The 19,419-nt window shown below is 60.9% G+C and carries 19 protein-coding genes; 11 read left to right on the top strand and 8 right to left on the bottom strand.

The window, feature by feature from the left end; genetic code table 11:
* Positions 1–202 precede the first annotated feature (202 nt).
* From ydcS to patD, 5 genes are read left to right on the top strand one after another with little or no spacing between them, the layout of a single operon-like run.
* Entirely contained in the window at positions 203–1,348 is a 1,146-nt protein-coding gene (gene ydcS / locus DBY73_RS05160; protein WP_112010121.1) for a putative ABC transporter substrate-binding protein YdcS, read from the top strand.
* A 16-nt stretch (positions 1,349–1,364) separates the two neighbouring features.
* Positions 1,365–2,378 (top strand): ABC transporter ATP-binding protein, encoded by a 1,014-nt coding sequence (locus tag DBY73_RS05155; protein WP_112010120.1) that lies wholly within the window; start codon positions 1,365–1,367, stop codon positions 2,376–2,378.
* 1 nt (position 2,379) lies between these two features.
* Positions 2,380–3,318, top strand: a complete 939-nt coding sequence (locus tag DBY73_RS05150) for an ABC transporter permease (protein ID WP_112010119.1) — start codon at positions 2,380–2,382, stop codon at positions 3,316–3,318.
* The gene (locus DBY73_RS05145) at positions 3,308–4,114 is read left to right on the top strand and encodes an ABC transporter permease (RefSeq protein WP_112010118.1); all 807 of its coding nucleotides are present in this window, start codon (positions 3,308–3,310) and stop codon (positions 4,112–4,114) included. Before DBY73_RS05150 ends, DBY73_RS05145 begins: the two co-directional genes overlap by 11 nt.
* Positions 4,115–4,138: 24 nt before the next feature.
* The gene (patD, locus tag DBY73_RS05140) at positions 4,139–5,563 is read left to right on the top strand and encodes an aminobutyraldehyde dehydrogenase (protein WP_112010117.1); all 1,425 of its coding nucleotides are present in this window, start codon (positions 4,139–4,141) and stop codon (positions 5,561–5,563) included.
* A 37-nt stretch (positions 5,564–5,600) separates the two neighbouring features.
* Here the strand turns inward: patD and DBY73_RS05135 are convergent, their stop codons facing one another.
* The 3 genes from DBY73_RS05135 to DBY73_RS05125 are packed head-to-tail and all read right to left on the bottom strand — an operon-like array spanning position 5,601 to position 6,492.
* Positions 5,601–5,783: a DUF1869 domain-containing protein gene (locus tag DBY73_RS05135; protein WP_063449914.1), complete on the bottom strand. Its 183-nt coding sequence runs from the start codon at positions 5,781–5,783 to the stop codon at positions 5,601–5,603.
* A 3-nt stretch (positions 5,784–5,786) separates the two neighbouring features.
* Positions 5,787–6,140: a DUF1971 domain-containing protein gene (locus DBY73_RS05130; protein WP_112010116.1), complete on the bottom strand. Its 354-nt coding sequence runs from the start codon at positions 6,138–6,140 to the stop codon at positions 5,787–5,789.
* Positions 6,141–6,159: 19 nt separating this feature from the next.
* Positions 6,160–6,492 carry a DUF1971 domain-containing protein gene (locus DBY73_RS05125; protein WP_112010115.1) on the bottom strand — a complete coding sequence of 111 codons (333 nt, stop codon included), beginning with the start codon at positions 6,490–6,492 and terminating at the stop codon, positions 6,160–6,162.
* A gap of 245 nt (positions 6,493–6,737) precedes the next feature.
* Here DBY73_RS05125 and DBY73_RS05120 point away from each other — a divergent pair, with 245 nt between their 5' ends.
* Both DBY73_RS05120 and DBY73_RS05115 read left to right on the top strand, forming a co-directional pair.
* Positions 6,738–6,911, top strand: coding sequence for a GhoT/OrtT family toxin (locus tag DBY73_RS05120; protein WP_112010169.1), 174 nt, complete (start codon positions 6,738–6,740; stop codon positions 6,909–6,911).
* 86 nt (positions 6,912–6,997) lie between these two features.
* The gene (locus tag DBY73_RS05115; protein ID WP_112010114.1) at positions 6,998–7,762 is read left to right on the top strand and encodes an alpha/beta hydrolase; all 765 of its coding nucleotides are present in this window, start codon (positions 6,998–7,000) and stop codon (positions 7,760–7,762) included.
* A gap of 104 nt (positions 7,763–7,866) precedes the next feature.
* On the opposite strand, the gene DBY73_RS05110 is transcribed toward DBY73_RS05115, so the two are convergent.
* The 3 genes from DBY73_RS05110 to DBY73_RS05100 are packed head-to-tail and all read right to left on the bottom strand — an operon-like array spanning position 7,867 to position 14,385.
* Complete coding sequence (locus DBY73_RS05110; RefSeq protein ID WP_112010113.1) at positions 7,867–10,041, bottom strand: virulence factor SrfC family protein; 2,175 nt, start codon at positions 10,039–10,041, stop codon at positions 7,867–7,869.
* On the bottom strand, positions 10,038–13,019 hold the full coding sequence (locus DBY73_RS05105; RefSeq protein ID WP_112010112.1) for a virulence factor SrfB: 2,982 nt from the start codon (positions 13,017–13,019) through the stop codon (positions 10,038–10,040). Before DBY73_RS05105 ends, DBY73_RS05110 begins: the two co-directional genes overlap by 4 nt.
* A gap of 4 nt (positions 13,020–13,023) precedes the next feature.
* Positions 13,024–14,385, bottom strand: a complete 1,362-nt coding sequence (locus tag DBY73_RS05100) for an SrfA family protein (protein WP_112010111.1) — start codon at positions 14,383–14,385, stop codon at positions 13,024–13,026.
* 282 nt (positions 14,386–14,667) lie between these two features.
* Here DBY73_RS05100 and DBY73_RS05095 point away from each other — a divergent pair, with 282 nt between their 5' ends.
* Together DBY73_RS05095 and DBY73_RS05090 are read left to right on the top strand one after the other, a co-directional pair.
* Complete coding sequence (locus tag DBY73_RS05095) at positions 14,668–16,266, top strand: ABC transporter substrate-binding protein (RefSeq protein WP_112010110.1); 1,599 nt, start codon at positions 14,668–14,670, stop codon at positions 16,264–16,266.
* 49 nt (positions 16,267–16,315) lie between these two features.
* A complete protein-coding gene (locus DBY73_RS05090; protein ID WP_112010109.1) occupies positions 16,316–16,549 on the top strand; it encodes a DUF2526 family protein in 234 nt (77 codons plus the stop codon).
* Here the strand turns inward: DBY73_RS05090 and DBY73_RS05085 are convergent.
* Both DBY73_RS05085 and mddA read right to left on the bottom strand, forming a co-directional pair.
* Positions 16,546–16,995: a DMT family transporter gene (locus tag DBY73_RS05085; RefSeq protein WP_112010108.1), complete on the bottom strand. Its 450-nt coding sequence runs from the start codon at positions 16,993–16,995 to the stop codon at positions 16,546–16,548. The two genes, DBY73_RS05090 and DBY73_RS05085, sit on opposite strands and share 4 nt — an antisense overlap.
* The gene (gene mddA / locus DBY73_RS05080; protein ID WP_112010107.1) at positions 16,992–17,510 is read right to left on the bottom strand and encodes an L-methionine sulfoximine/L-methionine sulfone acetyltransferase; all 519 of its coding nucleotides are present in this window, start codon (positions 17,508–17,510) and stop codon (positions 16,992–16,994) included. Before mddA ends, DBY73_RS05085 begins: the two co-directional genes overlap by 4 nt.
* Positions 17,511–17,582: 72 nt before the next feature.
* On the opposite strand from mddA, the gene DBY73_RS05075 reads away from it, so the two are divergent.
* Positions 17,583–18,158 (top strand): helix-turn-helix domain-containing protein, encoded by a 576-nt coding sequence (locus DBY73_RS05075; RefSeq protein WP_112010106.1) that lies wholly within the window; start codon positions 17,583–17,585, stop codon positions 18,156–18,158.
* Positions 18,159–18,223: 65 nt separating this feature from the next.
* Positions 18,224–19,252, top strand: a complete 1,029-nt coding sequence (locus DBY73_RS05070) for an NADP-dependent oxidoreductase (protein ID WP_112010105.1) — start codon at positions 18,224–18,226, stop codon at positions 19,250–19,252.
* Positions 19,253–19,419: the final 167 nt, after the last annotated feature.

The following is a 19,419-nucleotide window of genomic DNA, read 5'->3' as shown; positions in this document are numbered from 1 at the left end:
CGTCATACGAAATCATGATGTCCTCTCTCCTGGCTAACCCCTTGTCTATAATCCAGTTAACGGGGAATGCGCCCTCGGTCACACCTTGACGAAATTTCCTTGAGCCGCCCATCGCGGCGCATTGGCGCGGGCTACGTTTAATTCAGGAGATATTTTTACGGCACGGCTGCCGCCAAATTTCATTGCGACAGGAGTAAACCTTATGAGCAAAAAATTTGCCCGCAGCAGCCTGTGCGCGCTCGCGATGACGATCGTCACCGCACACGCCGCGGAACCCCCAAAAGCGATTGGCGACGGCGAGGGGCGGCTGGATATTATCGCCTGGCCCGGATACATCGAGCGCGGGCAGACCGACAAAAGCTACGACTGGGTCACGCAGTTCGAAAAAGAGACCGGCTGCGCGGTCAACGTCAAAACCGCCGCCACCTCGGACGAGATGGTCAGCCTGATGGCGAAGGGGGGCTATGACCTGGTGACCGCCTCGGGCGACGCCTCTCTGCGCCTGATCATGGGCAAGCGCGTTCAGCCGATTAACCCCGACCTGATCCCCAACTGGAAAACGCTCGACCCGCGCCTCGTCAAAGGCGAGTGGTTCAACGTCGACGGTAAAGTCTACGGCACGCCGTACCAGTGGGGGCCAAACCTGCTGATGTACAACACCAAAACCTTCCCAACCCCACCGGACAGCTGGAGCGTGGTGTTCGTTAAGCAGAACCTGCCGGACGGCAAAACCAACCAGGGACGCGTACAGGCCTACGACGGTCCGATTTACATCGCCGACGCCGCGCTGTTCGTCAAAGCCACCCAGCCCGCGCTCGGCATTACCGACCCGTACCAGCTCACGGAAGCACAGTATGGCGCCGTGCTGAAGGTGCTGCGCGACCAGCACGCGCTGATCCACCGCTACTGGCACGACACCACCGTTCAGATGAGCGACTTCAAAAACGAAGGCGTGGTGGCCTCAAGCGCCTGGCCGTACCAGGCGAACGCGCTGAAGGCGGAGAATCAGCCGATCGCTACCGTCTTCCCGAAAGAGGGCGTGACCGGCTGGGCGGACACCACCATGCTGCACGCGCAGGCTAAGCATCCGATGTGTGCCTACAAATGGATGAACTGGTCGCTGACGCCAAAAGTGCAGGGCGATCTGGCCGCGTGGTTCGGCTCCCTGCCGGTGGTGGCGGAAGGATGCAAGGCCAGCACGCTGCTGGGCGATAAGGGCTGTGAAACCAACGGCTACACCTATTTCGACAAAATCATGTTCTGGAAAACGCCGATAGCGGAAGGCGGCAAGTTTGTGCCCTACAGCCGCTGGACGCAGGATTACATCGCCATCATGGGCGGGCGCTGATTGCCGGGAGCAGAGCATGACCTACGCGGTAGAGTTTTGTGACGTTTCCCGCCTGTACGGCGACGTGCGGGCGGTGGATGCGGTCACCATTGGCATTCATGACGGAGAGTTTTTTTCCATGCTGGGGCCTTCGGGCTCCGGCAAAACCACCTGCCTGCGCCTGATCGCCGGGTTCGAACAGCTAAGCGGCGGCGCTATCAAGATTTTCGGCCAGGAGGCCAGCGCGCTTCCCCCGTGGGAGCGCGACGTCAACACGGTGTTCCAGGACTATGCGCTGTTTCCGCATATGTCGGTCCTCGACAACGTTGCCTACGGCCTGATGGTTAAAGGCATCGATAAGAAAACGCGCCGCGCCCGGGCGGGTGAGGCGCTGGAGAAGGTCGGCCTGAGCTTTGCCGCCGCGCGCAAACCGTCGCAGCTGTCGGGCGGCCAGCGCCAGCGCGTGGCGATTGCCCGGGCGCTGGTCAACGAGCCCCGCGTGCTCCTGCTCGACGAGCCGCTGGGGGCGCTCGACCTGAAGTTGCGCGAGCAGATGCAGGTTGAGCTGAAAAAGCTCCAGCAGGATCTCGGCATCACCTTTATCTTCGTCACCCACGATCAGGGCGAAGCGCTCTCCATGTCCGACCGGGTTGCGGTCTTCAACAACGGCCGCATTGAGCAGGTCGACACGCCGCGCGAGCTGTATATGCGCCCGCGCACGCCGTTTGTGGCGAGCTTCGTGGGGACCTCGAACGTGTTTGACGCCGCGCTCTCGCACCGCGTCTGCGGCATGGAGGGCATGTACTCGCTTCGCCCGGAACATATCCGCCTTAACGAAGGCGGTGAGATTCAGGTTCAGGGGGTAATCCAGGCGGTGCAGTATCAGGGGGCGGCCACGCGCATAGAGCTTAAGCTGAGTGATGGCGCAAAGCTGCTGGTGAGCCAGGCTAATCTCACCGGCGCTCTGGTTTCTGACGGGCTGGCACCGGGCCTGCCGGTGCAGGTGGCCTGGTCGCGCGAGGCCATGGTGCCGCTGCACGAGGAGCGGTGAGATGACGATGCGCCTTTCGTCCGCACCGCGCGGCACCCTAAGCCGCGCCTCCGCGCTGTTCTGGCGCAGGCCGTCGCTTGGGCTGTTCCTGCTGCTGCTTGCCCCGCTGATGTGGTTCGGCATTGTCTACCTGGGATCGCTGCTGACGCTCCTGTGGCAGGGCTTTTACACCTTCGATGACTTCACCATGTCGGTGACGCCGGACCTGACCTTCGCCAACGTGCAGGCGCTGTTTAACCCGGCCAACTACGACATCATTCTGCGCACGCTGGTGATGGCCATTGCGGTCACGGCGGCCAGCGCGGTGCTGGCCTTTCCTATGGCCTGGTATATGGCGCGTTACACAACCGGCAAGTGGAAAGCGTTTTTCTATATTGCCGTCATGCTGCCGATGTGGGCGAGCTACATCGTCAAAGCCTACGCGTGGACGCTGCTGCTGGCGAAGGACGGCGTGGCGCAGTGGTTTCTCAGCCATCTGGGGCTGGAGCCGGTTCTACTCTCCGTGCTTACGCTGCCCGCCGTTGGCGGCAACACGCTCTCCACCTCGGGGCTTGGGCGCTTTCTGGTGTTTGTTTACATCTGGCTGCCGTTTATGATCCTGCCGGTTCAGGCGGCGCTGGAGCGGCTGCCCCCGTCGCTGCTGCAGGCCTCTGCCGATCTCGGCGCCCGGCCGCGGCAAACGTTTCGACACGTGGTTCTGCCGCTTGCCGTGCCGGGCATTGCGGCGGGTTCTATTTTCACCTTTTCGCTGACGCTGGGCGATTTTATCGTGCCGCAGCTGGTCGGCCCGCCGGGGTACTTCATCGGCAACATGGTCTACGCCCAGCAGGGCGCCATTGGCAACATGCCGATGGCCGCCGCGTTCACGCTGGTGCCGATTGTATTAATCTCTCTCTATCTGGCGTTCGTGAAGCGCCTGGGAGCCTTCGATGCACTCTGAGCGCGCGCCGTGGTTCCTGAAGATCGCCGCGTGGGGCGGCGTGATTTTCCTGCACTTTCCGCTGCTGATCATCGCCATTTACGCCTTTAATACCGAGGATGCGGCCTTTAGCTTCCCGCCGCAGGGCTTCACCCTGAAGTGGTTTAGCGTGGCGGCGGGGCGCGGGGATATTATCGAATCCGTGACGTTGTCACTTAAAATTGCCGCGCTCTCAACGGCTATCGCGCTGGTGCTCGGCACGCTTGCCGCCGCCGCGCTGTGGCGAAGCTCGTTCTTCGGCAAAAACGCGATCTCGCTGCTGCTGCTATTGCCGATTGCCCTGCCTGGCATCATCACCGGCCTGGCGCTACTCACGGCGTTCAAAACCGTCAACCTTGAGCCGGGCTTTTTCACCATCGTTGTCGGGCACGCCACCTTCTGCGTGGTGGTGGTGTTTAACAACGTCATCGCCCGGTTCAGGCGCACCTCCTGGAGCCTGGTGGAAGCGTCGATGGACCTGGGCGCAGACGGCTGGCAAACGTTTCGCTACGTGGTGCTGCCCAATCTGGGCTCCGCGCTGCTGGCGGGCGGCATGCTGGCCTTTGCGCTGTCGTTTGACGAAATTATCGTCACAACGTTTACGGCAGGCCACGAGCGCACGCTGCCGCTGTGGCTGCTGAACCAGCTGGGCCGCCCGCGCGACGTGCCCGTGACCAACGTGGTTGCCTTGCTCGTCATGCTGGTGACCACGATCCCCATTTTGGGAGCCTGGTGGCTCACCCGCGACGGCGACAACACCGCCGGGGACGGGAAATAACCTTGATTTCAACAGGATAAAGCTATGCAAACTCAACTGCTGATTAATGGTGAACTGACTGCCGGCGAAGGGGAAAAGCAGCCGGTCTATAACCCCGCTACCGGAGAGGTGCTGCTGGAGATTGCCGAGGCCTCTGCGGCGCAGGTTGATGCCGCCGTACTTGCCGCCGATCGCGCGTTCGCCGAATGGGGGCAAACCACGCCGAAAGCCCGCGCCGAATATTTATTAAAACTGGCGGACGCGATTGAAGAACACGCGGAAGACTTCGCGCGCCTGGAATCCCTCAACTGCGGCAAGCCGCTGCACTGCGCGCTGGGGGATGAAATTCCGGCGGTGGTGGACGTATTCCGCTTCTTCGCGGGCGCGGCGCGCTGCCTGAACGGGCTGGCGGCGGGGGAATACCTCGAGGGACACACGTCGATGATTCGCCGCGATCCGGTGGGCGTGGTGGCCTCTATCGCGCCGTGGAACTACCCGCTGATGATGGCGGCGTGGAAGCTTGCGCCCGCGCTGGCGGCAGGCAACTGCGTGGTGCTCAAACCCTCGGAGATCACGCCGCTGACGGCGCTGAGGCTGGCGGAGCTGGCAAAAGACATCTTCCCGGCTGGCGTGCTCAACGTGCTGTTCGGGCGGGGGGAAACCGTGGGCGATCCGCTGACCGGTCATGAAAAAGTGCGGATGGTCTCCCTGACGGGCTCGATTGCCACCGGGGAGCACATTATCGGACACACCGCGTCGTCGATTAAGCGCACCCACATGGAGCTGGGCGGCAAAGCGCCGGTAATTGTCTTCGACGATGCGGATCTGGACGCGGTGGTGGAGGGCGTGCGCACCTTCGGCTTTTACAACGCCGGGCAGGACTGCACCGCGGCCTGCCGGATTTACGCTCAGAAGGGGATTTACGCCCAGCTGGTGGAAAAACTGGGGGCCGCCGTCGCCAGCCTGAAGATGGGCGCGCCGGAGGATGAATCGACCGAGCTTGGCCCGCTCAGCTCTGCGGCGCACCTGTCCCGCGTTTGCAGAGCGGTTGATGATGCCAAAGCGTTAGGGCATATCCAGGTGGTGACCGGCGGCGATAAGCGGGAAGGGCAAGGCTACTACTTCCAGCCAACTCTGCTGGCGGGCGCCCGGCAGGAGGACGCCATCGTGCAGCGGGAAGTGTTTGGCCCGGTGGTGAGCGTCACCGAGTTTGACGACGAGGCGCAGGTGCTGGCCTGGGCCAACGACTCCCGGTACGGGCTGGCGTCTTCAGTCTGGACGAAGGACGTGGGCCGCGCCCATCGGATGAGCGCGCGGTTACAGTACGGCTGCACCTGGGTAAACACGCACTTTATGCTGGTCAGCGAAATGCCGCACGGCGGGATGAAGCTGTCGGGCTACGGAAAGGATATGTCGGTTTACGGACTAGAGGATTACACGGTCGTTCGCCACGTGATGTTGAAGCACTGACGCAAAAGCCCGGCAGCGCGCCTGCCGGGCAGGACGTTTACCAGCCGCAAACGTCGTGTTCATTTTCTGTGTCGTAGGCGCGCACGGTGTTCACCAGATCTTTCACCACGTCGGCGGCAACGTCCGGTATCAACAGCTCCATTGGGGCTTCCGTTTCATAATCCACCGACACGCCGTTGCTGTTATTGGTAACGGTGACGGTATAGGTTGCTTTGCCCATGAGTTACTCCTTATGCGTGTTAACCACTTTTCCAATACCCGCGCCCTGAAGCGTCACGTTCGGATCGGCAAAAAAGTCGATGTTGAAGTAGGTATCGTCGGTTAACAGCTCAATGCGGTGCCACTTCTGCGGCGGGGAAATGCCAAACGAACCGGCTTCAATCACCAGCTCAAGGTCGGGTTCGGTTGCGTCGGCGTCCGGAAAGCCAAAATAGCGCACGGCGCCCTGCATCACGGAAAGACGGCCATAGACGCCAGCTTTGGTGTTGTGGTGGGTAAAAAGCGCTTTCGGCGCGCTCTCTTTGTTCCAGAACGGCGTGGCGCGGGTGTGAACAAAATTCTCAGGAATAGGTAGCATAGGGGTTTCCTTCTTAGCGTCAGAAGCTCATAGACTTCAGCACGTCAGGTTCGACAAAGAAGTCGATATTGAACAGCGTATCGTCGGTCATCACCTCAATGTGGTGCCATTTCTCAGGTGGAAAGACGCCGAAGTGACCGGCCTCGATAATCAGCTCGCTGTCGGGCTCGGGCGTAAACTGATCGGCGTAGCCTAAGTAACGCACGGTGCCCCGCATGACGGAGAGGCGCGGATAAACGCCGGGGCGCGTGCCCTTGTCGAGATGGCGCTGAAAAATCCCTGCGGGGGCGGTGTCTTTATTCCAGAACGGCGTGGAGCGGGTGTGAATACAGCCTTGCGGAATGCGCAACATGTCTTATCCCTCTTGAAGTCCTGCCTTATTAAACGCCTTTCTCTTAGCGTCAATTTATCAAAAAGTGCATTTATAATGCATCTTATCAATAAAGGTAAGGTGAGCTCCTCCAGGGATGTAACGTGAATTACCTCGTTGTTATTATCCTTGTTATTTAAGTGGTTATGATGTGACAAAAAAACTTGATCTGTATCAACATATGGCGCATATTGCGCGCGGTTATTTTTTCAGCCTGGGTAATAGAAATGACGTTGTATCAAAAGATGCTGGTGTTCTACGCAATTATGGCCTTCATCTGCGCGCTTATTACCTGGTTCCTCTCTAAAGACCGCAAGCGCATCCGCTTTCTGAGCGCGTTTCTGGTCGGATCGACCTGGCCGATGAGCTTCCCCGTCGCGCTTCTGATCTCGCTTTTCTGACGCACGCTTCCATTTTTAAACGTTGAATATGGCATTCCTGATACGATAACTGTATAAATAAACAGTATCTCGTAAATGGAGTGCTTATGAACAGCTTTTATTCACAGCAGGCCGGTTGCAACGTTCGCTGGCATGATTTGCCCGGCTGCGGCGATCCCGTGGTATTCATCCACGGGTTGGGCTGCGCCTCTTCCTATGAATATCCCCGCGTCGTTCGTGACCCGCTGTTTGGCGCGCGCAGAGCGATTCTCATTGATTTGCCCGGCAGCGGTTACAGCGATAAGCCCGAGCGTTACAGCTACAAAACGACTGACCAGGCGCGCGTTGTCGCGGAGCTGATTCGTCATCTTCATCTGGATGCTTTCTGGTTATACGGCCACAGCATGGGCGGAAGCATTGCTATCGAGACGGCGGGGCTGCTGGCACCGCACGTGAAGGGGCTGATGGTGTCGGAACCCAATTTTCACGCGGGTGGGGGGATGTTCAGCCGGTCTATTGCGGCACAAACCGAGCAACAGTTTTTATTGCAGGGCTATGACGCCTTGCTCAGCGCAGAAAAAACGGCGTGGGCGGGGTGTTTACAAAGCAATGCCCCGTATGCCGTCTGGCGCGCTGCAACGAGCCTCGTGGAGGGCGTTTATCCTGACTGGGAGGCGCAATTCCTCTCGCTAACTTGCCCCGTGACGTTGATTTTCGGCGAGCTTTCACTGCCTGATAGCGATGCCGAACGTCTGAAGCAAAAGGGCGTAGAGGTGAAAATTATTCCTGCCGCAGGGCATTCAATGTCGTGGGAAAATCCCGCCGCACTGGCGCAGACCTTAGCCGGGTGCATAGCGGAAAGTGGATGTTAAGCGTATCGCCCGGCGGCGCTACGCCAGCACGGGCCGACAGTGTTGCAAAATGACGAACGCAGGCCGGGTAAGCGCAGCGCCACCCGGCAAGAAAGACAGCGGCTTCAGCGCAATATCGCGCTTAGAGCCTTGCGTGCGGCGGGCTGCACGTCGTGCGGGTGCTGATAATCGATATTCTCAATCGCGCGGGTGTAGAGCGCGACCAGCCAGTCGTAAACATAGCTCGTCGCCGCGTGTACCGGCTGCTCGCCCAGGCGCGTCAGGCGCGGTGAGGCGCTGCTGACAATCGGCGTGACGAAGATCGCCTGGCCTTTACGCACGCGGCTGGCGGGGCGCTGCTCCACCGGCGTCTGCTCGTAGCCCAGCCAGCCGATAAAGTTCCCCATCACCGCGTGCAGCTGCGCCGCGCTGCTTTTGTCTGCCTCAACGATGCGCCGCAGCTGCTGGACCAGATCCAGCCGGTAGCTTGCCGTTACCAAAACGTCGGCAATCTGCTGGAGCGTTGCGGCGTCCAGGCCTAAGCGGGCTGCGGCGGCGTCGCTGCGGCTCCACTGGCGAAGATGGTTGATCCACACGCCGTGCGCCAGGCGGGCCTTATCTTTGGTCTGCGGCGCGCCGGGCGCGTCCGCTGCGCTATCGGCAAACAGGTCAATCACGTCGGTAAACAGCCCGCTGACGTGCTCCTCGCGCGGCTGCTGGAAGGCGAGCAGCGTCTCAAACGCCTTCATCGGCGGCAGAAGCCCTTCAAGTATTTCACCGTGGCGCGACGCGCAGCCCTGCAGGGCCCGCACCATGCTTTCGGCCTGCGCGCGTTGCGCTTCCGGGGTTTGCGTCAGGGGCGCAGTCCACGGCTGCATCAGCGTGGAAAGCTCGAGACGCAGATTCGATTTCAGCGTCTGTAGCCGCTTCTGGCGCAGCGCGGGCAGCGTGGCCTGGGAAAGCCACTCGATAACGCGCTGCAGGCTGTGGCTGTCCAGCGCCTGCAGGGTGCCCCAGCGCGCGCCGGGATGGCCTAACAGCTGCTGCACGGCCTCGTCGAGATTGCGTTTGGTGGAGAACCGCGCGTCCTGCGGGGTGATTGCCCACACCAGGCCCGGCAGGGCCGCCTCTTCCGCCGGCTGCGTCTCTTTGGCCCAGTTGAGCAGCGCTTTTGCCGTTTTGGTCGTCTGCTCCGGCCTGGCGGTGGCGTTACAGATAACCAGCACGTCCGGCTGGAGCTGCTGGCGGTAATGCTCCAGCAGCCACTGGCTCTTGGCCTGCGCCAGCAGCGGCGCGCTATCGTCAGTTAATGCAGGAATATCAATGATATCAACCGTGTCCAGAACGCAGCTTTCGACCGGCAGAACCAGCTCGCGCGTCAGAAACGCCAGCACGTCCACCGGGATGCTGACGGCGTTAAGCATGTCGCCGTTGTTCAGCGGGTGAAGCAGGAACGCCTGTGCCCGATCCGATTCGAACTCTCCCTGCGTCAGGAAGCCTTCTCCCGGCAGGCCAAAATTATCGACCAGCAGGCTGAGCGGGGCGGCTAGCTCCTGCGCGTGGCTGGTCTGATGCAGCACGTGCGCCAGCTTCAGCCACTGCTGGGTCAGTTCCTGCTGTTCGCCCCACAGCAGCGACCAGACGCTGGCGCGGGAGCTGAGATCCAATGACGGCACCAGCTGCGCCAGCTGGTGCCACAGCACATCGTCAATTTGCTGGCGGGCGGCGGGCACCAAACTTTGCCAGAAGCGGGCAATCGCGCCAACCTCCCGGGCCGTCATCCCCGGCACGCCCTGCGGCTGGCGCAGCGCGCGCCATTTTTCCAGACGGCTTTCCACCACCGATTTTTCAACCGGGCGGATCTGCGGGTGAAGCGCGGTGCGGGCGATAAACAGCTGCACCAGCTCCGCCTCGGTTATCAGGCGCAGGCGCAGGGGAAACGCATCGTCGGTAACGTCAGCTTGCGCGGTGCTGAAGCGAATCGCCATATTCGTCGCCGCGTGCCCGGGATTGACGTGCGAGAAGTAGTCGAAGGTTCGCTGCCCCAGCGCGACGTTTAAGCGTCCGCTGCCGCTCCCGCAAAGCGTAGAGAGCAGGTGGGCTTTCGCCGCCTGGGCGTGGCCGTACAGGCCAATTGCGCTGCGCCCGGCAAGCGCGCGTTCGATTGCCTCTTCGCGCGCCTGTAGGGACGTAATCCGTGCCAGCAGGGCATCGGCGTCGTTATCCAGCATTGGAGCGTGCTGTCGCGTCTCGTTAATCCACCCGATCAGGGCCCGGGTGGTGGTCATCGTCGCACTCATTTCAGGTATACGCTCCCGCTGTCGATCCAGTAGTGGCTGCCGCTGTGGCGGCGATCGGCCAAAGTATTCAGTTTAAAGGTCAGGGCGTCCGGCGGGACCGGGGTACCGTCCTGCAGCCAGGCGTCGCTCAGTTCGAAGGCTTCAGGTCCTTCCTGCCTGCTGCCGCCGCAAAGCTTCAGCCGAACGTTAAGCACGCCGTCACCGGCGATCGCCTTCGCCAGCTCGGCGGAGTTGATGCTGAGGGTGTAAAGCGGCGTCGCGGGCCAGCGGGCGTTCTCCAGCTGGCGGAAGCCGAGCGTGACGTTGCCGCGCAGCGGGAAGTGCAGGCGCGCGTCGAGCTTCGCGCCCGGCTTGTCCAGATCGATATCCTGATACCAGACGTTTTCATCCCGCAGGGTATTCACCGTATTATCGAGCACGCCCAGATAGCGCACGGTGGAGTAAGCGCCAATATCCGCCGCCTTAAAGTTGAAGCGCGGCAGGCGCAGATCCAGCGCCAGGCTGCACAGCATCGCGCCCACGGCGGCGGTGGATTTCGGGTTACCGATGCGCCCCTGCTGGCTGAACGGATACCATTCATGGACCTGATATTTATCGAGCCAGACGATGCGGTTAACGGGCACCGGCTGCAGGTGGCGAATCAACGCCTGCACGCCCGGCAGGCAGCCGGGGCGGCCGGTAATCAGCAGGATATCGCAGCCGTAGTGGGATATGGCTTCGCATACCGCGTGCAGCGGCGCGGTCAGCGTAAACTGCCCGGCCAGCATCGCGTCCTGCATCTCGCGGAAGCTGACCTGAACCGGCACGGCGAAGAGGTCGAACGCGTCGGACCCGGCGGGCAGCGCGTGATCGATCGCCTGCTGGAGGTAGTTCATCACGTTGCGGGTCGGCCTGCCTGTCAGCAAATCGCCAAAGGTGGCGTGCAGCCCGGCAAGCGGATCGTCCACGTCGCTGGCTTCCCAGGCCGACAGGATCGCATGGCCGATCGGCATAAAGAGCTGCAGCGCCGTTTGCTGGCGCAGCACCGCCTGGGTATCGATGCGGCCCGAATCGCCAAACAGGGACGCCATCAGCAGAGACGCGTCGGCGATGCCGGATTTTTGCAGCTGGGTTTGCAGCGCGGGGAGCACGTAGCGCTGGATCACGTCGAGGAGCATGTCGTCGCCTGCCACCTTAAACCCTTCGCGGAACAGCAGCTGCGGAGTGATTTTGACGTTGTTGCCGGAGCCGTCGTCCAGCTGGTAGTGGGTGATCGCCATGTCCGTCGTGCCGCCGCCGATGTCGATAGAGGCGACGCGCAGCGCGCGCCCGGGCTGCACGCCGGGCTCAGGCTCGCGGTCCGGGCGGGCGAGGGAGGCAAAAAAGGCTTCCGTCTGGCCGCCGAAGTGGGAAATGGCTTCGTTATAGAGCCAGACCAGCTGGCCGCAGCTGGCTTCGTCCCACTCCATCTGGATCTCAGGTACCGGCACCACGCTTTTTTCCTGCTGCTTGCGGGTGGCAAAATCCTCGTCCTGCGGGTGCCAGCCCATCGCTTTCCAGACGATGGCAATCGCCTCGAACATGCGGCGGCGGAAGATCTCGCGCTCCTGTTTCGGCATCGCCGACGGGAGCGTCAGGATCAGCGTGCGCAGCTGTCGCGGCGAGGCCGGAAAGCCGAGGCGCAGGCGGGTGGCGACGCTGTTGATCTGCCCCAGCGCCTGCGCCAGCAGCTCGCACAGCATGTGCGTCATCAGCGTGCTGCGGCTGTACTGCGGTGAGAAGACCGGCAGGCGCTCGTCCTGCGGCAGGGTAAAGAGCGGCTCGCCGTCGTCGTTCATCAGGTTCATCAGCGGGAACGCGGTCGCCAGCGGCTCGCGCTGGGTTTTGCCGTTCATCTGGCTGAAGCGCCAGTCCTGGACCACCGGCGTTTCATCCCACAGGTAGCGGCGCGGGCTGGAAATGCCGCTGTTGCCTTCCGTGCCCAGACGCTGCGTGGCCAGCTTGCGCGCCTCGTCGCCGACGCGAACGATGGAGGGCCAGACAAAGGCATCCTCGCGGCCGCTCTCCACGGAGAAGTGCTGCTTGCCGAAGCGGGCTTCTGAGAACTCGAGGCGGCTGGTAAACAGTGGCTCGTTGAGGAACTGCGGCTCGCTCAGGGAACGCACCTGAAGCTCGGCGGTCTGGCGCAGGCCGTCGTTCGCATCCCCGTGATCTTCAATAATCACGCCGCAGGTATGGGTGTTGCCCACGTCGAGGATCAGATCGACCGGAATCGCCGGGGTGCTGAGCGTATGGGTGACAAATTTCACTTCCGGCACGGTGAGCTGCTCGCCGAGCATCGACAGGATGTTCAGCCAGTGTGCCTGGTACTCAAAGCCGCGCATCGCCTGGTGCAGGTCGCGCTCGGAGCGATGCTCAACGTCCGCGGCGTAGTGGGTGAAGGCCTCGCGCAGCCAGCCGTCGATCCACGTCTGGTCGAGGAAGTTTTCCACTTCGCCGTCGCGCCAGGCGAGCGCAAAGCGGGTGCCGTTGAGAATATCGTTGGCGACGGGGGAGAGATCGCCGGTGGCATGGTCGGCAATCTGGCTATCGAGCGCGAGCGTCACGCGGTGCGTATTCCCGGCACCGTCCGGCGCCTCCAGCCTGCGCACCTGCACGCGCGCCCAGTTGTCCGGGCCGTCGACAAAGGTGCGCGGCGGGTTAAAGCGCAGGAAGGGAACGGGAAGCCAGACGCCGTCCAGCACCGTCAGCGAGTGGTGCAGCGGGATCGTGCTTTCGGGCTTCACCACTTCCGCCTGGCTGCCCTCCGTGGCCGGAAGGGTGTAGCGGTTGTTTACCAGATCGTAATCCAGGCGCAGCAGCGGGCCATTGGCGGTTTTACGCACGAAGCGGCCGTTGCTGGCGGTGTCCTGAGGCGTGAGGCCAAAATCAAGAAACTGTACGCCGCTGTTGGCAATGAGCGTGACGCTCTGTTTATAGTCGCAAAGATTTACCAGCATAGGATCAGGCACCTGCTTTCTTGAACGTCAGGGGAACAACGGTGTTGGCATCATAGCGGGCGGTGCATTGCGCGATATCGCTGGTCCCGGCCCTGCACGACACTTCCGGCATCGGGTAACGCGACCCATCCACGCAGCGCGCGTTGCCGCGGCTTTTAATCAGCAGCTCGCCGCTGCTGTGCAGGCCCGAGAAAACCTCGGCGCGGCAGACAACGTTGTCGCCGTGCACCACGCGGGCGGTGCCTTTGTTATTCTGAATCTGGTAGCGCACCGACGGCGGCTTTCCGGTAATCGGATCTTTGACGTCCAGCACGGCGCGCCAGGTGCCGTTCAGGAAGCGGGTTGAGCCCGCCTTAACCTGGCCCGCGTCCATCACCATCGCATCTTTGGGGATCGCGGCAATGACCACCGGTTCCGCAGAAGGCGCCGGCGCTTTAGCCTTCGGCTCAACCACCTCGGCCTTGTGCAGCGGCAGCGTCATCGCCAGCGGTTCGACAACCTTAACGGGCTGAGGCGCAATCGCCACCGGTGCGGCGACGGCAGCGGCTGCGGGCGCAGATTCCGCCGAAGGGGCATCCTTAGGCCAGAGCAGCGGGGCGGCGACCGCGGCGACGATGACGGCAGCAGCGGGCAGCGCCCACAGCGCCACGCGGCGTTTTTTAGCGGCCACCGCGGGTGCCTCTGCCGGTTCGTCCATCGTCGGAGCCGGTGCGGGCAGCGGCTCGGGCGTATAGAGATCGTCTACGGTAATGCGTACCGAGGCCGCAGGCGTCGCGGGGGCGATAAGCGGCTCATCGCCCCTTTCAAAGGTGACAATAGGGTCCGGCGCAGGCGCGGGCTCCGGTTCAGGCGCTTCGATAAGCACGGGCGCGGGCTCGGGGAACAGCGATTCTCGCAGGCAGTCGAGAACGTCATCGCGCGCGTTCTCGTTAAGATTCACAAAGCCCCAGAAGCAGAGGACGGGCTTGCCATCAACCAGGTACAGGAAGTTTTCACCGGGGAACTGGAACGCTTTCGACAGCAGCGAGCCAAACAGCTGCTGCGAGGTTTTCGGGGACTGAAGACATTTTTTACTCAGCGATTCAACGCTGGCGAGGGTATTTTCCAGATAGCTCAGGGCGCGAACGCGCGCGTCTTCGTCTGCGGCTTTCCAGGTGCTGACCTGTCCGTCAACGGGGGAGTACCAGTCAACGCGATCGCCGCCGTCGTTCACCTGTGGAATGGCCAGACAATCGACAATTGCCTGCTGTTTGCGCAGCCGGAGAGCCTCACGGATTTGCAGCGCTGATTCAAAAACGGCCTGTCCGCCGCCGCCAACGGCCTGAAAATCATCCAGATTACCGCTTCGTAAAAGTGTTTTTGCCACGATCTGTTCCCATAGACTTCTTCACGCCGTTACTTTAACGAAACCGGGAGGCAAACAAATGGATGAAGAGACGTACAAATCGCCGATTTCTTAGGGCATAGATCGCGACGGTTGTGCTTGACGCATAACGGCACTTAAGGCAAATCCGCGTTTGCGAGCGGGTGGAAAAATCAGCGGAAAATGCGTCTTTAGAATAACCTGATAGTGTTTCGTTATTTGCCAGGCCAAAACGGCTGTGCTGTTATTACCTTGCTGAATAATAAAACCGAAAGGGTTATAACCATGTCTACAGGGAAAACGCTGCTCGCGCTTGCGCTGAGCACACTTCTACCGGCAAGCGCTGCGCTGGCAGCAAATAACGATACCCTCATTTACTGCTCTGAAGCCTCGCCTGAATCATTCAACCCGCAAATCGCCAGCTCCGGCCCGTCTTTCGTGGCCAGCTCGCAGGTGCTTTATAACCGGCTGATCAACTTTGACCCGGTGAAAAATACGCCGGTGCCGTCGCTGGCGGAATCCTGGACCATTTCGCCGGACGGCAAAACCTATACCTTTGCGCTGCGCAAAGGGGTGAAATTCAACAGCAATAAATTCTTCAAGCCGACGCGTGATTTTAACGCCGACGACGTTATTTTCTCCGTGATGCGTCAGAAAGACCCTAAGCATCCGTACCACGCCGTTTCGCAGGGTAACTATGAGTATTTTAACGACGTGGGGCTGGACAAGCTGATTCAGGACGTTAAGAAGATCGACGATTATCACGTCCAGTTCACCCTCAGCGAACCTAACGCCGCGTTCCTGGCCGACTGGGGGATGGATTTTGCGTCCATTCTTTCGGCGGAATACGGCGACGCGATGCTGAAAAAGGGCACGCCGGAGAACGTCGATACCTGGCCAATCGGCACCGGCCCGTACGTGCTCCAGCAGTACAAGGTGGACTCGCTGATTCGCTACGTAGCGAACCCGAACTACTGGGACGGCGAGGTGCCGACGAAGCACCTTATCTTCTCCATCACGCCGAACGTGGAGACGCGGCTGGCGAAGCTGCAGACCAACGAGTGTCAGATTATCCCCGCGCCGTCGCCGGTCCAGTTTGACGTTATCAAGAAAAACAAGGATCTGACGCTGCACTCCGTCGACGCGCTTAACGTCGGCTATCTGGCGTTTAACACCGAGAAAAAGCCGTTTGATAACGTGCTGGTGCGCCAGGCGCTGAACTATGCCACCGACAAAAAGGCCATCGTGAACGCGGTATTTATGGGCTCCGGCACGGTGGCGAAATCCCCGATCCCGCCGAACATGCTGGGCTTCAACAAAGAGCTAAAAGACTACGAATACGATCCGGAAAAAGCGAAAGCGCTGCTGAAGCAGGCGGGGCTGGAGAAGGGGGTGGAAGTCACCCTGTGGTCGATGCCGGTGCAGCGTCCGTATAACCCGAACTCGCGCCGCATTGCGGAGATGATCCAGAGCGACTGGGCGAAGGTGGGCGTGAAGGCGAAAATCGTGTCCTACGAGTGGGGTGAATACCTCTCCGGCATGCGCAAGGGCGAGCACGACACCGCGCTGTTTGGCTGGATGTCCGACAACGGCGACCCGGATAACTTTGCCGACGTGCTGCTGGGCTGCGACAGCATTAAAACCGGCTCGAACGCCGCGCGCTGGTGCGATAAAGGGTATGATGAGCTGGTGAAAAAAGCGAAGCTGACCAGCACGCCAGCGGACCGCGCGAAGCTGTACGGCCAGGCGCAGGCGATTTTCTACCAGCAGGCCCCGTGGATCGCCCTGGCGAACGGCAAAACGTTCTATGCCACGCGCAGCAACGTGTCCGGCTATAGCGTAAGCCTGATGGGCAGCGATTTCTCGAAAGCGAAGCGGAACTGATCCTATGCCCGGTGGCGCTGCGCTGCCGGGCAATCTACAAGGAGTGACAATGTCACATTTAAGCGATGTTATCTCCCGCGTTGATGCCGCCATCGACGAGGGCGTGATTAGCCACATGAACGAGCTGCTGATTGAGCTGAGCGATGATGCCGCGCTCAGCCGTGACGATCGCTATACCCAGCAGCAGCGCCTGCGTACCGCCATTTCCCACCACGGCAAGCAGCACAGGGAAGAAGAGGAGGCGCGCCACGAGCAGCTGACGAAGGGCGGCACGATCCTCTAGAACTGCCTGCGCGCCACCAGCCAGGCACCCACCACCAGCATCACCGCGCCGCAAACGGGGCCAACCAGCGCGCGCAGCGGAATGCCGTGGCTTCTGAGAATATCCAACGCCAGCCCGCCAATCAGCTGGCTGGCGACCAGCACGGCGATCGTGGTGGCCGCGCCCACGTTCTGATACCCGCTGATGCTGGCAAACACGAAAAATGAGCCCAGCAGGCCTGGGATCAACGTCCACCAGCGCACCGTGGACGCCAGCTCATGGAAGCCGCTAACGCCCTGCTTGATAAGCAAAATGCTGACGAACAGCACAATACCCACCAGCGAGTTAAGCAGCATCGCGATCAGGATCGTGGAAGAGGATTGGGTAATTCGCACCATCAGCGTGTTTTGTACCACCAGGCCAATGCCCGCGGCGACGAGAAACGCCAGGGTTAACGACTGGTTCATGGCCGGGCGTCCGGCTCGCTGCGCTCGTCAAGCTGCAGCTGCATGAAGGTTAAATCCAGCCAGCGGCCGAACTTGGTGCCAACCTGCGGCATTTGTCCGGTGGTGATAAAGCCGAGCGTTTCATGCAGGTGAATGGAGGCGCGGTTTTGCGTTTCGATCCCGGCCACCATGACGTGTTTGCCTAACCTGCGCGCCTCGACGATTAGCGCCTTCATCAGCTGCCTGCCGATGCCTTTGCCCTGATGGTCAGGGTGAACATAGACCGAGTGTTCAACCGTGTGGCGAAACCCGTCAAACGCGCGCCAGTCGCCAAAGGAGGCGTATCCCGTTACCGCGCCGTCCTCCTCGCTCACCAGCACCGGAAAGCCCGCAAGCGTTCGCGCTTCATACCAGGCGATGCGGTTATCGGTATCGACGGTTTTATCGTTCCAGATAGCCGCGGTGTGGAGCACCGCGTGGTTGTATATTTCACCGATGGCGGCGCAATCTTCTTTGCTGGCATGACGGATAATCATCGCTAACCTCTGGCTGTGTTGTTCACTATAGTATTACGCATCTGTCACGATATTACACTATAGTGTAGCGCTATGAATACGATAACCGACACTATGAACCAACGGATCAGCGCCCGGATCCGCATTGAGCGCGAGTCGCGCGGCTGGTCTTTAAGCGAGCTGGCCGAGCGGGCGGGCGTTTCGCGCGCCATGATCCACAAAATTGAGCGCGGGGACAGCAGCCCGACGGCGACCCTGCTCGCGAGGCTATCCGGCGCGTTTGGCATCAGCATGTCGACGCTGATTGCCCGCGCGGAAATGCAGGAGGGGAAACTGCTGCGGCGGGCGAACCAGCCCGTCTGGCGCGATCCGCAGTCGCACTACCTTCGCCGCCACGTATCCCCGCGAACCGATCTTCCTATCGACCTTGTGCAGGTTGAGCTTCCGCCCGGCAGCGACGTGCCGATGCCGGCTTCATCCTATGCGCTGGCGCGCCAGCTGATCTGGCTGCAGTCCGGCGAGCTGGTGTTTCAGGAGGGCGACACTCGCCACGAGATGCAGGCCGGAGATTGCCTGGAGCTGGGGCCGCCCAATGACTGCCGGTTTATTAATCAAACGGATGCCCCGTGCGTCTATCTGGTGGTGAGGCTTAATCAGTCCGGCTCGTAATGCTAAAGCAGTTTGCGTGATAAATGACTAGGCTCTAATGACATTTGCATAAAAAGGAGCGAACGATGAGTCAATCTTCCACGCAAAACCGCCGCTGGGTGCTGGCCTCGCGACCGCACGGCGCCCCGGTGGCGGATAATTTTCGTCTTGAAGAACAGCCGATCCCCACGCCCGCAGAGGGGCAGATCCTGCTGCGCACGGTATGGCTGTCGCTCGACCCTTACATGCGCGGCCGGATGAGCGATGAGCCATCCTACTCGCCGCCCGTGGAGCTGGGTGGGGTGATGGTGGGGGGCACGGTCAGCCGGGTCGAAACGTCTCATCATCCGGACTTTAAGGAAGGTGAGTGGGTGTTGGGCTACAGCGGCTGGCAGGATTACGATCTTTCCGACGGCAGCGGCCTGGTCAAGCTTGGCGACAACCCCGCGCATCCGTCCTGGGCGCTGGGGATCCTCGGGATGCCGGGCTTTACCGCGTACATGGGGCTGTTGGATATCGGCCAGCCGAAAGCGGGCGAAACGCTGGTCGTTGCGGCGGCGACCGGCCCGGTTGGCGCAACGGTTGGGCAGATCGGTAAGATTAAGGGCTGCCGGGTTGTCGGGGTCGCGGGAGGTGCAGAGAAGTGCCGTCACGCCGTTGAGGTGCTGGGGTTTGACGCCTGCATCGATCATCGCGCCGAAGACTTCGCGGCGCAGCTGGCTGAGGCCTGCCCGCACGGTATTGATATCTACTATGAGAACGTCGGCGGCAAGGTCTTTGACGCCGTGCTGCCGCTGCTGAACACCTCTGCGCGCGTTCCGGTGTGCGGGCTGGTCAGCGGCTATAATGCGACGGGCCTGCCGGACGGACCGGATCGCCTGCCGCTCCTGATGGCAACCCTTCTGAAAAAGCGCATCCGTATGCAGGGCTTTATCATTGGCCAGGATTACGGGCACCGCATCGACGAGTTCCAGAAGGAGATGGGTGGCTGGGTAAGCGAAGGCAAAATCCACTATCGGGAACAGGTCACCGACGGGCTCGAAAAAGCCCCTGAGACGCTCATCGGCTTGCTTGAAGGGAAGAACTTCGGCAAGGTGGTGATTCGCGTCGCCTAGTCTAGGTATTACATCCATTAATGGCAGGTATTGTTATATGTTATGGCGAGAAGCGTCGCCATAATATATTCTATTCTCTGTCGGTAACGTTCCTCTGAGTTCAAACATTACCGAATACCAAACAGGCAGTTTGGTAGCAGGAATAAAAATAATAGTGTCGCTCTGAA

Origin of the sequence: Enterobacter sp. RIT418, assembly GCF_003057745.1 — a bacterium.
In the GTDB taxonomy this organism is placed as follows: domain Bacteria; phylum Pseudomonadota; class Gammaproteobacteria; order Enterobacterales; family Enterobacteriaceae; genus Enterobacter.
The sequence above is the reverse complement of the archived record's forward strand: the minus strand, read 5'-3'. Positions and strand labels throughout refer to the sequence as shown.

Coding starts and splice junctions, on each gene's coding strand:
- ydcS (WP_112010121.1), top strand. CDS start 203: ATGAGCAAAAAATTTGCCCGCAGCAGCCTGTGCGCGCTCGCGATGACG.
- DBY73_RS05155 (WP_112010120.1), top strand. CDS start 1,365: ATGACCTACGCGGTAGAGTTTTGTGACGTTTCCCGCCTGTACGGCGAC.
- DBY73_RS05150 (WP_112010119.1), top strand. CDS start 2,380: ATGACGATGCGCCTTTCGTCCGCACCGCGCGGCACCCTAAGCCGCGCC.
- DBY73_RS05145 (WP_112010118.1), top strand. CDS start 3,308: ATGCACTCTGAGCGCGCGCCGTGGTTCCTGAAGATCGCCGCGTGGGGC.
- patD (WP_112010117.1), top strand. CDS start 4,139: ATGCAAACTCAACTGCTGATTAATGGTGAACTGACTGCCGGCGAAGGG.
- DBY73_RS05135 (WP_063449914.1), bottom strand. CDS start 5,783: ATGGGCAAAGCAACCTATACCGTCACCGTTACCAATAACAGCAACGGC.
- DBY73_RS05130 (WP_112010116.1), bottom strand. CDS start 6,140: ATGCTACCTATTCCTGAGAATTTTGTTCACACCCGCGCCACGCCGTTC.
- DBY73_RS05125 (WP_112010115.1), bottom strand. CDS start 6,492: ATGTTGCGCATTCCGCAAGGCTGTATTCACACCCGCTCCACGCCGTTC.
- DBY73_RS05120 (WP_112010169.1), top strand. CDS start 6,738: ATGACGTTGTATCAAAAGATGCTGGTGTTCTACGCAATTATGGCCTTC.
- DBY73_RS05115 (WP_112010114.1), top strand. CDS start 6,998: ATGAACAGCTTTTATTCACAGCAGGCCGGTTGCAACGTTCGCTGGCAT.
- DBY73_RS05110 (WP_112010113.1), bottom strand. CDS start 10,041: ATGAGTGCGACGATGACCACCACCCGGGCCCTGATCGGGTGGATTAAC.
- DBY73_RS05105 (WP_112010112.1), bottom strand. CDS start 13,019: ATGCTGGTAAATCTTTGCGACTATAAACAGAGCGTCACGCTCATTGCC.
- DBY73_RS05095 (WP_112010110.1), top strand. CDS start 14,668: ATGTCTACAGGGAAAACGCTGCTCGCGCTTGCGCTGAGCACACTTCTA.
- DBY73_RS05090 (WP_112010109.1), top strand. CDS start 16,316: ATGTCACATTTAAGCGATGTTATCTCCCGCGTTGATGCCGCCATCGAC.
- DBY73_RS05085 (WP_112010108.1), bottom strand. CDS start 16,995: ATGAACCAGTCGTTAACCCTGGCGTTTCTCGTCGCCGCGGGCATTGGC.
- mddA (WP_112010107.1), bottom strand. CDS start 17,510: ATGATTATCCGTCATGCCAGCAAAGAAGATTGCGCCGCCATCGGTGAA.
- DBY73_RS05075 (WP_112010106.1), top strand. CDS start 17,583: ATGAATACGATAACCGACACTATGAACCAACGGATCAGCGCCCGGATC.
- DBY73_RS05070 (WP_112010105.1), top strand. CDS start 18,224: ATGAGTCAATCTTCCACGCAAAACCGCCGCTGGGTGCTGGCCTCGCGA.